The sequence below is a fragment of the Vibrio sp. 1159 genome, assembly GCF_033340395.1.
GTDB lineage: Bacteria > Pseudomonadota > Gammaproteobacteria > Enterobacterales > Vibrionaceae > Vibrio > Vibrio alginolyticus.
The window spans coordinates 333,739-346,812 of sequence record NZ_JAWOWL010000002.1 but is presented as its reverse complement, the minus strand read 5'-3'; the positions used below and the strand labels follow the sequence as shown (position 1 = coordinate 346,812).

The 13,074-nt window shown below is 43.3% G+C and carries 15 protein-coding genes; 7 read left to right on the top strand and 8 right to left on the bottom strand.

Translation table 11 applies throughout. The annotated features are described in order from the left end of the window. Window positions 1–460: 460 nt before the first annotated feature. A complete protein-coding gene (locus R7127_RS03330) occupies window positions 461–2,341 on the bottom strand; it encodes a recombinase family protein (protein ID WP_213963372.1) in 1,881 nt (626 codons plus the stop codon). A 67-nt stretch (window positions 2,342–2,408) separates the two neighbouring features. Next, window positions 2,409–3,770 carry an L-serine ammonia-lyase gene (locus R7127_RS03325; RefSeq protein ID WP_318141776.1) on the bottom strand — a complete coding sequence of 454 codons (1,362 nt, stop codon included), beginning with the start codon at window positions 3,768–3,770 and terminating at the stop codon, window positions 2,409–2,411. Window positions 3,771–3,901: 131 nt separating this feature from the next. Between R7127_RS03325 and R7127_RS03320 the strand changes: the two genes are divergently transcribed. Beyond that, entirely contained in the window at window positions 3,902–4,744 is an 843-nt protein-coding gene (locus tag R7127_RS03320; protein WP_161440985.1) for a YdcF family protein, read from the top strand. On the opposite strand, the gene R7127_RS03315 is transcribed toward R7127_RS03320, so the two are convergent. Continuing rightward, window positions 4,734–5,390 (bottom strand): hypothetical protein, encoded by a 657-nt coding sequence (locus tag R7127_RS03315; protein WP_005374025.1) that lies wholly within the window; start codon window positions 5,388–5,390, stop codon window positions 4,734–4,736. The genes R7127_RS03320 and R7127_RS03315 overlap by 11 nt on opposite strands. 248 nt (window positions 5,391–5,638) lie before the next feature. After that, a complete protein-coding gene (locus tag R7127_RS03310; protein ID WP_005374023.1) occupies window positions 5,639–5,905 on the bottom strand; it encodes a DUF333 domain-containing protein in 267 nt (88 codons plus the stop codon). 277 nt (window positions 5,906–6,182) lie between these two features. Between R7127_RS03310 and R7127_RS03305 the strand changes: the two genes are divergently transcribed. Then, on the top strand, window positions 6,183–6,701 hold the full coding sequence (locus tag R7127_RS03305) for an NUDIX hydrolase (RefSeq protein WP_005374021.1): 519 nt from the start codon (window positions 6,183–6,185) through the stop codon (window positions 6,699–6,701). Window positions 6,702–7,136: 435 nt separating this feature from the next. Here R7127_RS03305 and R7127_RS03300 read toward each other — a convergent pair whose 3' ends face one another. From R7127_RS03300 to flgA, 4 genes are all read right to left on the bottom strand, one after another. Next, window positions 7,137–7,883: a lytic transglycosylase domain-containing protein gene (locus R7127_RS03300; RefSeq protein WP_054579235.1), complete on the bottom strand. Its 747-nt coding sequence runs from the start codon at window positions 7,881–7,883 to the stop codon at window positions 7,137–7,139. Next, window positions 7,864–8,301 (bottom strand): flagellar export chaperone FlgN, encoded by a 438-nt coding sequence (gene flgN / locus R7127_RS03295; RefSeq protein WP_005374018.1) that lies wholly within the window; start codon window positions 8,299–8,301, stop codon window positions 7,864–7,866. Before flgN ends, R7127_RS03300 begins: the two co-directional genes overlap by 20 nt. A gap of 20 nt (window positions 8,302–8,321) precedes the next feature. Next, the gene (flgM, locus tag R7127_RS03290) at window positions 8,322–8,603 is read right to left on the bottom strand and encodes a flagellar biosynthesis anti-sigma factor FlgM (RefSeq protein WP_005374016.1); all 282 of its coding nucleotides are present in this window, start codon (window positions 8,601–8,603) and stop codon (window positions 8,322–8,324) included. Window positions 8,604–8,739: 136 nt separating this feature from the next. Then, a complete protein-coding gene (gene flgA / locus R7127_RS03285) occupies window positions 8,740–9,537 on the bottom strand; it encodes a flagellar basal body P-ring formation chaperone FlgA (protein ID WP_033906286.1) in 798 nt (265 codons plus the stop codon). Window positions 9,538–9,614: 77 nt separating this feature from the next. Between flgA and flgB the strand changes: the two genes are divergently transcribed. Genes flgB through flgF form a run of 5 tightly spaced genes read left to right on the top strand, consistent with a single transcriptional unit; the run spans window position 9,615 to window position 13,065 of the window. Beyond that, window positions 9,615–9,977 carry a flagellar basal body rod protein FlgB gene (gene flgB, locus R7127_RS03280; protein WP_005374013.1) on the top strand — a complete coding sequence of 121 codons (363 nt, stop codon included), beginning with the start codon at window positions 9,615–9,617 and terminating at the stop codon, window positions 9,975–9,977. A 2-nt stretch (window positions 9,978–9,979) separates the two neighbouring features. Further along, window positions 9,980–10,414, top strand: a complete 435-nt coding sequence (gene flgC / locus R7127_RS03275; RefSeq protein ID WP_005374012.1) for a flagellar basal body rod protein FlgC — start codon at window positions 9,980–9,982, stop codon at window positions 10,412–10,414. Beyond that, entirely contained in the window at window positions 10,414–11,097 is a 684-nt protein-coding gene (flgD, locus tag R7127_RS03270) for a flagellar hook assembly protein FlgD (protein ID WP_005384410.1), read from the top strand. The genes flgC and flgD overlap by 1 nt, the downstream gene beginning before the upstream one ends. Before the next feature lie 27 nt (window positions 11,098–11,124). After that, a complete protein-coding gene (gene flgE, locus R7127_RS03265) occupies window positions 11,125–12,321 on the top strand; it encodes a flagellar hook protein FlgE (RefSeq protein WP_137282833.1) in 1,197 nt (398 codons plus the stop codon). Between the two features lie 12 nt (window positions 12,322–12,333). Beyond that, on the top strand, window positions 12,334–13,065 hold the full coding sequence (gene flgF / locus R7127_RS03260; protein ID WP_005374009.1) for a flagellar basal-body rod protein FlgF: 732 nt from the start codon (window positions 12,334–12,336) through the stop codon (window positions 13,063–13,065). Window positions 13,066–13,074: the final 9 nt, after the last annotated feature.

The window sequence follows — 13,074 nt, the reverse complement described above, 5'->3', positions numbered from 1 at the left end:
AGCAATAAGAGGGCGGTATGACAACAACTAAAAGGTAGTTCTGATTCAGCAGATAGATCTATCCCTGCACTTTGAATGAACAAAGCGAACAATGATCCTTGCGGAAGGAAAGCTTTTAGATTGTTGAACATGAATCTGCACATTGCAGACAAGCCGTTCTTGCTTAATATTTTGGCGGTAGAAGTGGCGCACCACGACTATCAATTTTGAGAGGAAGAAAAAGTAATTAGCTCTTTCAACGGTGAGAATAGTAACATTAACCAGAATGAAATGTCAACATTTATTTTCATTAAATGTCAAGCTTTATTTTTTGGATTTTTAAAGCAATTTTATAATTCCCTTTTATATCAGATAGATATAAAAGATTTAGTTGGTACGTTTTAAGATAAAGAAACCGAAGAGGCGACATACTAAAAGACCGCTTGATGCGGTCCTTTAGCCTGTTAGATTAAGGGCAGATTTACTCAATGAAGACTTTTTCGTTTTTACCTATCTCGGCATAAACCCTGTCAGATAACTCATATATCTCTTCAAACAGGCTTTCATCCGTAGGCTTTTGCACATACTTACTGAGTTTTGCACTAAGTTTACTCATCAAATCATGTATTTGAGAGCGATGGTGTGCATATAAGTCGGCGTTTTCTACATCATCTGATATATCACCAACATATTTGAGTAATTTCCAGAGCCTTGCATCATCTTCAAGAGAGTTTTTGCCTTCCAGTCGCTTGAAGGTGTCAGAGCCATCCTCTAAAGAGCAACCACCAAATGTTCCCTGTTGATCTAAAAGAGCTGCGTGTACCAAACCACTTTTCATTTTAAACACAAGGTGAGGCTGACCGTAACGATGGTATAAGTAAGCTAAATCTATTTCCTGCTGCATATGAGAGTTAAATTGTGCTCGGTTTGAGTACTTCATTATTTCATCATCAAGGAGAACAAGATCTCGGTATAAATCCTTATATTCATACTGACCTTTATTCGCAGCAATCAAATCTTCAAGAGCCTGAATCTCGCTTGATATTCGCTGCACTGATTTATCAAGAGCGGAGATTTTATCCATGATTATTTGTGAGGTTAGATCTCGTGAGAGAAGCATTTCAAGCTGTTTCTGCTCTTTCTCGTGTGTAGCTAAAAGTTTTTCGTATCGCACCGTTAGATCAGCACTTGATTCAACCTTCGGCATAAACCCGTTTGCAGTAGCCAAATGAATCAACATGTGTTCAATAGGCTCATATCTAAAATGCTTACTTTGGCTACATTCATCACTTCTTTTAGCTACGCTACACGCTAAATATTTTGTTGGTTTTCTCACTTTCGCATTCATCAACCCCTTATTTACATAAGACATTGACGCACCACAACAGCCACATTTTAAAATATGGCGAAAAACGTTAGGAAAGTGCGTTGAACTAACTCGACCAGCTTTGATTTTTCTGCTTCGCATACCAGATTGAACTTCATAGAAAAGCTCTTCATCGATCACTTGCGGAAAGTAATCAGGAATTACATCGCCAGCAGGAATTTTTTTCTTAACGTTTGTTGGATCAGCTTTAAAAAACTGGTGTTCTCCAAGCAAACGCTTATCGCCTAAAATGCGTTTAACGGTTGAGCGAACCCAAAGCTTGGTTTTTGGGGATGGAGAAGGGTATTTATCAATATTCTTATTTAAAAACTTGATGATTTGGGTGCTACCCATTCCAGAAGCAGACAGTTCAAACATCGTAAAAATTATGTCTGTTCGATCTTCTTTAATGATAAATTTAGTTGCATCAGGAGAGAGTGAAAGCCAGTGAGGAAGAGAGCCTTTTACTTTTCCAATGCCTTTTTTAGCTTTGTTTCTTGCAGCGTCCCACGCTTCTTTAAGTCGTTTTTGTTTCGCAAATGATTCATTATAGGCACGAGACATAACCATAATACTCATCATCAAATCAATCATTTGGTTGTCGCTATTATCAGCCTCAGAGCGATAAAATTTTTGTTCGTGATGGCTGTAAACGTCAACGTATTCGAGTATTTGAAGCATTTGACGAAGCGCAATTTTAGTTTGTTTGCGAGATAGGCGGTCAAGACTCTCTACGATGAGTAAAGAGCCTTTTTTTATTTTCCCAGATTCACAGTCTCTAATGAATGCTTGAAGAGCTTCCTGATCATCTTTAAAACCAGATACACCCAGATCTTCAAACTGGTTTGCGAGGGTGTAACCATACTTCTCACAAAAGTCTTTTGTCTGTTGCGTTTGTCGTCTAAAACTATCGCCAAACTCCTGACGCTTTGACGAATAGCGTATGTATGAATACGCTAATTTTTCTTGATGAATCTGCTCTATATCAACACTCATAACTATCTCTGCAATCTCGTTTTCTTAATACTACATTAAGAAACATTTCAATCACAGTGATGGTAGTCTATTGACATAGGTTTATGACAGCTAAGCCCCCCAAAGAGGTTTCACGGTATTTTTTATTCATATCTTTACCAGTCTGATACATGGTTTCGATAACTTTATCTAACGAAATTAAGCATTTACTTGTGCGCTTTAATGCCATACGCGATGCATTAATCGCTTTCATTGCTCCCATGGCATTTCTTTCAATACAAGGTACTTGAACCAAGCCGCCAATCGGGTCACAAGTCATACCCAATGAATGCTCCATCGCAATTTCCGCAGCAATACAAATCTGCTCGTTACTGCCCCCTCTTAGCGCTGTTAAGCCAGCGGCAGCCATGGATGAAGAAACCCCAACTTCTCCCTGACACCCCACTTCTGCACCAGAAATTGACGCGTTAGTTTTATATAAGATGCCGATAGCGCCGGCGACTGCGAGAAAGTCTTTTAGCTGTTTAACATCGAGCTCTTTGATGAAGCGATGGTAGTACATCAATACCGCCGGAATCACCCCTGCTGCGCCATTCGTTGGAGAAGTAACGACTTGCCCTCCTGCTGCATTTTCTTCACTAACCGCAAAGGCGAAGAGATTGATCCAATCCATGATCTCCATCGGATCGTTTTCAACTGCAGCGTTGGCTTCGAGCTTTTTCAAAAGGTTTGGTGCTCGACGAGTGACATTTAGACCACCTTCCAAAATCCCTTCCGTATCGAAGCCACGTTGCATGCAGAGCGACATCACTTTCCAAATTTGCTCTGCTCTTTGGTTAATTTCTTCGTCTGAGCGAAATGCGAGTTCGTTTTGGAGGATCATGCCTCCCAAGCTGAAACCGTTCGTCTCGGCTTTTTCCAGCATCTCATCTGCGGATGTAAACGGAAATGGTACTGCGACCTCATTTTGTTGCGTGCCGTTCTCTAGTTCGTCGGCGGTGGCGATGAATCCGCCTCCAATGGAGTAATAAATTTCAAACGCTACTTGATCTCCAGCTGCGTCTAATGCCGTAATCGTCATACCATTTTCATGCAGGGGAAGGTTGTCGCTATGAAAGACGATGTCATGGTCGTAGCTAAACTCAATCTGGTGTGTACCGGCGAGCATGAGCGTATTATTGTCTATGGTATTTTGTAGCGCACTTTTGGCACTGCTCATTTTGATGGTATCAGGTTTATTTCCCATCAAACCAAGGACCGTGGCTCGGTCTGTATGGTGCCCTCGACCTGTCAGTGACAATGAGCCATAAAGGTCCACTTGCACCCGATGCACTTTCGCCATAGAGTCGCTAACTAGCTGAGTGAAATGGAATCCGGCAAGCATAGGACCATTAGTGTGGGAGCTGGATGGCCCGACACCAATTTTAAATATATCGAAAATCGACAGCATAATTGACTTCCTTTAGCAGTGAACCTTTATAAAGGTCTCTAGAACAGTGTTGTTAACTAGATGTTAAAGCTTGTGGGTCGGGAGTGAAAGAAGATTTTTGTAACACTGCCAACTAAGCGCGAGATTTTAAAATGAAGTTAGACAACATCGTCATCGTTTTAGGTAAACGCCTCGTCAATAACAGGTTGACCTCTGAGGGCATAACCAGAGTCGAAGCTTTGTCTTGTAGGACTGCATCACTACCGATAGAGCGAACGGTGATTGTTTTTTGTGGCGGAGTAACGCAAGGACAAAGTGTTTCTGAAGCAGAGGCGATGTACGCGTATTTTAGAACCCTAAACGCAGACTCTGTGAATCCGTTCCCTGAACGTCATATACTCTTAGAAACGGAGTCGTTGAACACGTTTCAAAACATGCGTTATGTTTCCCAAGTTTTGTGCAAAAGTGGGTTGTTCGAGTTATGGTTGGGGCATCCGGTTGAGGTTATCTTGCTGTCTAATGACTACCACCTCGAACGAATCATTGATATCCAGAATTTGATGGATGAGCAAGGCTTATTACGAGTACTTAAATCCGATTGCGAATCCATGGGGGTGACCCTCAATATTCCACTGGATATCAGCAAACATATTAGCGTGCCATACCCACATAAAGGGCTTATGGCGGAGACATTCTTGCTACTCGATGAACTCACAACCTACCGAGTTTATTTAGAAGGGGTCAAGCATGGCGTATTTTTCCGAGATTTATCAATTGTCCGAAAAAAGCCACTTATGATCGCAAGAGATACTATTCATAAATTGCTCTCTTTACCGCTCGATAAAGAGGCTTTGCAACATATTGAAGAAATGAAAAAGGCCGTCGAAATGACGGCCTTGGATGAATCTGTAGGTGCTGCGGAAAAGGCATTAAGTATCTTCCATCCGATACTGACGGCATTGAACCGTCGCTTTGACCCAGAGTCTATTCATTAAGCTCGCGTTTTGTGCGGACGGCGCTTAATGCGATCAAACAGTAGCAAAGCAGTTCTATACCTTCTTCTGAGATATTTTTAACATCACGGATGTAATTTTCGTCCATCACTTGTTGCCAAAAACTACCCATACCATACAAACGAGAGAAGACTAATAATAGCATTACAGCACCAACTAATAGCTTCATATGTGGCACCGTTAAAATGGTCGCCATTTCGTTCATGGTACCTTTACCACCTTGGTAAGCTTTGGCGCAAGCCAGTGCGGTGACAGCAAGTGCTGGGAAAACCCAAGAGCCATGATGAATCATGTCTGTCCAATAGTCCGTTTCGCGAATAATCAGTACTGCAAAAAATCCTGCAATCAAAATAGCCGCATGCTTTAGCTGAGGCTGTTGTTTCGATAAGCTGAAAAACGACCATGATGCAATAGCAAGCATCACAAGCTGGAGCGTTTCTGTAACGGAAAGCTCGCCAAGGCTTGATCCCAACACGACATAATCAAGACGAAGACTAAGGTTAACGAGAATACTTATAGCGACAATCATCAAGGCGTTTAAACTCGATTTATAAATAATGCGCTTTGATTTTTCAGTAACAACGTTGCTTGGGGCTGACTCGGCTTCTTTTACTATTTGTGTTTTCATCTTGCTCACCTGTCCCAGAAAATGTGGAAGAAATGTGAATTAGTGTGATCTGTGTTTGGAATTTTATTGTCCAAGTGGAAAGTTATGTCAGGGGAATGTCAAGAATAGAACACTGTTCGATATAGGGTCGATGTGCGGTAAAGTCAGAGATATGTAAAAACAACGTAAGAACACTTTGATAAATCAAATAAAAAGGAGCCCAAAGGCTCCTAAGTGATAGAGGGAAGGTGACGTATCGATAAAAATAATTAGTAGTTGTCACCCTCATTTTCTTTGTGATTCTCGCGATAGTATTCCCATTGCTCGACGCGTTCATTGTCCGACAGCACACAGTAAGTGACACGTTCGCCGTTTTCCGACACGGTATCCAGCTCACCACCTTGCTGAACACAGTATACGGCTGCGGGATTTGCAACGGAGGTATACTCAGTTGATCGGGTCGCTCCCTCGTAAGTTGAACAACCAGCCAGTACCAATGTTGCAGCCATAGCCATCATTAAATTTGTCTTTTTCATTCTTTATCTCCGCATGGGGTGGGCGAGTATTGTATTGATTATAGGCAACTTTAAGAGATTATTGTCTTATCGATGTTAAAAGTAAGAGGGACGTATAAGAATTTAGATATTCTCATTTATTGCTGATTAGCACGTCACACTTCTGTTCTTGGCGTATTGTTGTGAAGGTCATATCAATCACTTCCTGACAAGCGCTCGAACGTACCTGGCCTACAACAATGATTTAAAGTGTGAAATTCGGTAATATGCGCACAAAACATTGACCGTGGTATTTTCGATGAGACATTTAAAATCGACCGTTCATCCAGACATAGAGCATTTGGATGACAAAATTGTTTTTCAGCGCAATGCAGCGCGAGCCATTGTACTTGATGGTGAAGATGTGCTGTTGCTCTATACAGAACGTTACCATGACTACACGCTACCAGGCGGTGGTATTGATGATGGTGAAGATGTCATTGCTGGATTAGTCCGTGAATTAGAGGAAGAAACGGGCGCCCAAAATATACATGGTATTAAGCCTTTCGGAATCTTTGAGGAGTTTCGTCCGTGGTACAAGGATGACGCTGACGTGATGCACATGGTGTCGTATTGTTATACATGTAAAATCGAACGTGAGCTAGGCGAAACGGCGTATGAAGATTACGAAGTTAAAAATGGAATGCGCCCAGTATGGATGAACATACACGAAGCAATTGCACACAATGAAAAAACGATGGCAGAAAGCCCGAAAAAAGGCATGAGCATTGAGCGCGAAACGTTTTTACTTCAGTTGATTTCTAAAGAATTACTATAAACAGCTAGTTTGCAGCATTACGACTTAGCTTCTGTTGGCTCTATTGTGGGCAAAGATTTTAGAGCAATAAAAAAGTCCGGACTCCCCCCCGGAACCCGGACTTATTCCAGACGCGCAAGCGAAGCGTCATCTTGATATGTTAGATTTGTTTCGAACTATGAAAACAATAGCTGTTTTACATTTAGTGTGTAAATAATTATTAGGTCTGACCATTGGTTTTCATGTTTTTTTGCAAACGCAATGTGACGCATATCTACCCAATTGCCAAGCGCAATTGGGGCGCTTTTTAGTAAACCACTACTCTTTCTTATCTTTGAGATACCTTACCTCAACTTTTTTGCACACGTTTGCATAGAGATCACGAGTTTTCAAATTCGCCGAACAGGATCTTGTAATTTTACGTTTCTCTGACATTGAGCTCTGTCGTAGCTTTTATCACAAATTAACTAGCGGAGGCAGTCGGCTAAAGTCGACCAGCGGTTGTGAAATCATAGGAGCGTCTGGAGCAAACAAGAGTAAAGGTTGAAATGATGAGGATTGTAACTGACCGATATCTATCAACTTTTCCAATGCATAGAAGCGGCTGACGTATTGGCGAGTCTCGTTAGGCAGCGTGAGTTGTTGGAAATCTCGACTTCCTGCTCGCTGAATAGCACGTGCAACACGTCCTTCTCCGGCATTGTATGCAGCTAAAGTGAGAGCCATATTTTGATCGAATTTGTTGTATAAAAACGCCAGGTACTTGAGCGCGGCCGTTGTGCTGGCTTCTGTGTCAAAGCGATCGTCTTGTTTTGTATTTATCGTTAATCCGAATCGTTTCGCTGTGGTTGGTATCAATTGCCAAAGTCCGGCGGCGTTAGCATGAGAAACGGCTTTGGGATTGTAAGAAGACTCTAACATTGGCACTAAGGCTAGGCTATTTGGTAATGAGTGGTTTTGAAGCTGTTTGAAAATGTGGTTAATTACCGGTTTGGATGAATCGAGACGCTTGGCAATTTGTGGCTTGTATGGGGCTAATACTTGATACTGCGTTTGAATATCGACAGCATTTGGTTTTGCCTGGCATGTGAATGGAAGGTAGGACAGAAAGGCAATAAAAATAAAAAGGCCTACAGTACTCAGCCGAGATGGCGACTGAATCTGTAGGCAAGACGAACATCGTTTAGAACGATTTATCTTCATAAGTGTGTTGCACAGGTTGTTTGAGTTGACTGACCAACTCATGGAACGCCGCAGAGCTGTGGCCATTGCTCTGATTGTATTGTTGGCACTGACTTACCAACGTTTCCAATAGCGCCCATTGTTTTCTAGCTTGCATACCTATTTGGGCAGGCAAAGCGTTGAAAATTCGTTTTACGCTGGCGTCATTACATGCTAACCCCAGCGCTCGCATACACTGGCTTCTGTCATTGGCGGAGCGGCTGAGTTTATTGAGTATCGGCATTTGTTTTTGAACATTGTCGTTCAGTGCCTCTCCATCAAACTTTAAGTACAATACCTTTTGCTGCTGAAGCAAAGGAAGCAGTTGTTGATAAAGCTTAATATCCTCAGATATAGAGCGAACAAATTGTTGAATTCGCTGCGATACTGCGCTTGCCATGATGTCTTCCTAGCGTTTTATTACTCGTGACCTGTATGGAACTGCATGATTGCCTTGGATAACACTTTTGTATCTAGGCTAAGTTCACCACGCGCTAATGCGTTGCGTACTTGTTCTACTTTTTCCATATCAACATCAGGTAGTGATGCCATTTCAGCTTGAGCGCGATCTATCGCTACGGTATTCGCTTGAAATGCAGGCTCGTGTACTTTGCTCTGTTCGACGACGTCGACAGGCTGTTTGCTTGCTTGCTGTAATTTTGTTTGTGGGACATGACCGCCCGCGACTTTGTCGATTTTCATGCTGTGGTCCTCATCATCATGTTCTAAATTAAGTAGGCGGTTAGAATGTGATAAACATTAAATATTTTTTTTGTACTCGAAGTTCAGTGTTACTGACGAGAGCCAAAATTAAAAAATGTTACCCCGAGTCAAAAAATCAAAATTGAGTATGAACCTGGTTTAATCCAGTTACGACTGCTCTTATGACCTTGCCCGAACTTGGGTTTTCCACGTCAATTTGTTGCCCTTTCGCTCCATCTTCTAAGGCGACTCCTTTTGTGCTGGCACTAAATCCATTTTTGCTCGCAATGACTATGACTTCATTGCCTTTCTCGATTAGAGGTGGGGCCGACAAATTGGATGGATTAACCACTTGTCCAGCCCGCAAACGACGAGAGGTTTCTAAGCCTACTGCTTGCTCGGGGCGAGTATAAAAATCGTCTTGGCGAGAGATGGTTCGGGTTTCAAGCTTTATGTGTTTAGCCGTTACGACTTCATTTCGGCCAACCGTGGTTGTCGCGACCAAAACAGGCAGAGTCAGCGAAGACTTTATCGTAACGTTAATTCGCCATGGTGATGCGATATTGTCGCAGCTGACTGAGCGCTTGAGGTTACCGACTGGCAACGTGTTGTTGTCACGACCTGTGATAACTAAAGGCGATCCACATTCTGGCAAGTGATTGGCTGAACCGGGCACCCACATGTCGAAGTCCAGTTTGTACTTCCCCCACTGATTGGAGAGCGCTACGCGATCCACCTCTTGTTCGAAATCCGTTGCTACAACGGATTTTATCTCTTCAACGCTTAGGGTTTTGTCATTGGTGTTGGCGAATGCTTGTTCTGATGTCAAAGCGAGTAACGTCAGCATTATTGTTGAGGAAGTGGACACTTTCCTCTTGTTTTTAATGCTTTCCGAGAACCGGAAGTTTGGCTTCCATCCTTGTTTGTAAGTCATTGATATATATAGCTATTTTTTATGGCACGTATCTTGTTTGTATGTTGGCGTATTCGAGCCAACTGTAAGGAAGATGCATGGCGATCACATTTGAAAATGCTTTAGGAGTACATCCAGAGGCACTTAATTTTCGCGTTCAGCGTACCAAAGTCCTCGCCAGTAACCTAGCAAATGTTGACACCCCTGGGTATTTGGCGAAAGACCTAAGTTTCACCACCGTAATGAACCAAGTGACGGCAGGTGGTGTGAACAAACCGGTGCCAAAGTTCCAGGTTCAGGCCCAATACTCGGTGCCTTACCAGAATAGCAAAAATGGCAACACCGTAGAGCTTGGTGTTGAACAAGCAAAATTCACGCAAAACAACATGGACTTTCAAACTAGCCTGACGTTTCTCAACATGAAATTTAATGGCTTAGCGAAAGCGATTGAGGGACGTTAATTATGTCATTCACTGATATTTACTCGATCACTGGTTCCGCGATGACAGCACAAACTGTGCGTCTGAATACGGTAGCCAGTAACTTAGCAAACGCAGATGCAGTATCTGCAAATCCAGAAGATGCTTATAAAGCGCTTAAGCCAGTATTTGCGACTGTGTACCAAAAAACGCAAATGACAACGGAAAATGGAGCTTATCCCAATGCAGAAGTTCGCATTGTTGACGTTGTTAAAAATGCTGGAGATGCAGAGAAGCGTTTTGAGCCGAACAACCCACTGGCTAATGATGAAGGCTATGTGTTTTACCCAGATATTGATGTAGTTGCTGAAATGGCAGACATGATGTCCGCAACACGCAGCTTCGAAACGAATGTTGAAGTATTAGCCAATGTAAAAAGTATGCAGCAAGGTCTGCTTAGATTAGGGCAGGGTAGCTAATGAGTATTGCACAATACACCCCTTTATCGTCTGACGCTCCAGTAAATACAAAAGCAAAAGACAGCAACGGTATCTCACCAAACCCTAAAGACATGAACAGTGCTTCTTCATTGGAGAATGAGTTTATTTCTTTGATGGTGGCTCAAATTCAAAACCAAGACCCACTTAATCCCCTTGATGGTACGGAATACGTTGGTCAATTGGCTCAGTTCTCGCAGGTACAAAGTACCGAGAATATGTCTAAGACAATGCAACAGAGCATGGTGTTACTGGACAACATGCAAGTGCTGTCAACAGCGGGCCTTGTTGGGCAAACGGTTTACGTCAACGCGGATGAATTTCAGCTTGGTGAAGACGTACAAAACGGAAAAATCGAACTCGCTCATAGCTCAAACCAAGTCACGTTAGTTGTTAAAGATGAATTTGGACAATCAACTAAAGTGCCACTAGGTGCTCACGGTAAAGGTGACGTCGACTTTTCAATTAATCCTGAAGAACTTGGTCTTAAACCAGGCAAATACTCAGTGGCCGTAGAAGTGCAAGAAGGGCAAGCAAGTCCAAATGTGCTGATGGCAGGCACTGTTGAGCAAGTGCGCATTCCTAATACCGGTGGCGCAGCATTAGTCAATGTCCATGGCGTTGGCAACGTTCCTTTCTATCAAATCACTCAGTTTGGTGCTTAACCAAATACGGAAATCAGAGGTCTATTTATGAGTTTTAACATCGCACTAAGTGGTCTGGACGCGACCAACACAGAGCTAAACACAATCAGTCACAACATTGCCAACGCATCAACGTATGGTTTTAAAGGTGGCCGCACAGAATTCTCCGCTGTATATAACGGCATGCAACTTGGTGGTGTGGAAGTCGCGTCAATTTCACAGAACTTCGACAAAGACGGCAGTATCACAGGAACTGGCCGCGCGATGGACCTAGCTATTAATGGCGGTGGCTTTTTTGTTACTAAAGATAATATGGGCCAAATGTTGTACACACGTTCAGGTGTGTTCTCAACGGATAAGAACAACTTTGTTACGGCTAACAGCGGTGCAAAGCTTCAAGGTTACAGTGTCGATAGCAACAACAACCTAATGACAGGTTCTGTGGGTAATATTCAGGTATCGACTTCCTCACTGAATGCTAAAGCAACAGACAGCTTAGATTTTGTTGCGAACTTCGACGCAAGCGCGTCTGTTATTGATAAAGCCGTAACGCCATTCAATCCAAAAGATCCAAGCTCATTTAACTCGTCTTACACAACAAAAGTCTACGACTCATTGGGTAACTCGCACACGGTAACTCAGTACTTTACTAAGACTGCTTCTAACTCGTGGGAAGTGAACGTTCAAGTAGATGGCGGTACGACGCCAGTAGCAACTGTGCCTGTAACGTTTGGTAAAGACGGCTCGCTTTCAACACCGACTGCGCCGTTTAATGTTTCATTCCCTGCAGCAGGCGCGAACGCGATGAGTGTAGACATTAACCTGAAAGGCAGCACGCAATTTGGTGCAGCTTTTGGCGTAAGTACTAATAGCCCTAACGGTTACACGTCAGGTGAACTTGCAGGTGTACGCGTTGAAGGTAACGGCATGGTTTACGCGACTTACACTAACGGCCAATCACAGCTACAAGGTCAGGTTGTTCTTGCTGATTTTGCAAACACACAAGGCTTAGCGAAAGTGAGTGGAACATCATGGACTCAAAGCTTTAGCTCAGGTGCTCCAATTATGGGTGTTCCGGGTTCAGGTACGATGGGTGACCTAACTCCGGGTGCATTAGAAGGTTCTAACGTTGACTTAACCAGCGAGCTTGTTGCTCTAATGACTGCACAACGCAACTACCAAGCAAACGCAAAGACAATTTCTACCAGCGACAAGCTTACTCAAGCTTTGTTTAACGCGGTGTAATGGGAGTTTTGCATGGATAGTTTGTTATTTACGGCAACGTCGGGTGCCAGCCGAGTTCTTAAAGCGCAGCACGTTCGTTCAAACAACTTATCAAATGCTGATACTGCGGGTTTTCGAGCGGATATGGAGCGTGTGCGTAGTGTAGAGATGCAAGGCCCAGGTTTTGATGGTCGCACTATGGTTGTGACCAACTCTGCTTCAACACGTTTCGACGCTGGCGATATTGTGAAAACAGGACGTCCGTTGGACGTTGCGGTTATGGGTGAGGGGTATCTCTCTGTAGAAACCCCAGCGGGTAACGAAGCTTACACCCGTGCAGGCAATATTCAGGTCGATACTTTTGGCGCTCTAACAATCAATGGGTTCCCTGTCCTCGGTGACAATGGTCCTTTGGTTGTGCCGGATTATCAAAAGATTGAAATCAGCGAACGTGGTCAAGTCTCAGTGATCCCACCAGGTGGCGGCGCAGAAATTGTGGCAGGCACTTTGAAGTTGGTTAAACCGGAAATTAATCAACTGCAAAAAGAGAGCGATAGCTTGCTGCACAGCGTAGATGGCGTGCCATTCGCGGCAGATGAAACCGTGCAACTCTCTCCTGAGCACATTGAGGGCAGTAACGTATCTGCTATTGATGAATTGGTTAGTGTGATGTCGCTGACGCGCAACTTTGAAATGCAAGTTCGCATGATGAAAACGGCGGAAACTCTAGCAAAAGCTGGTAACAAATTAATGGCGGCGAGCTAAGTCTCGCCC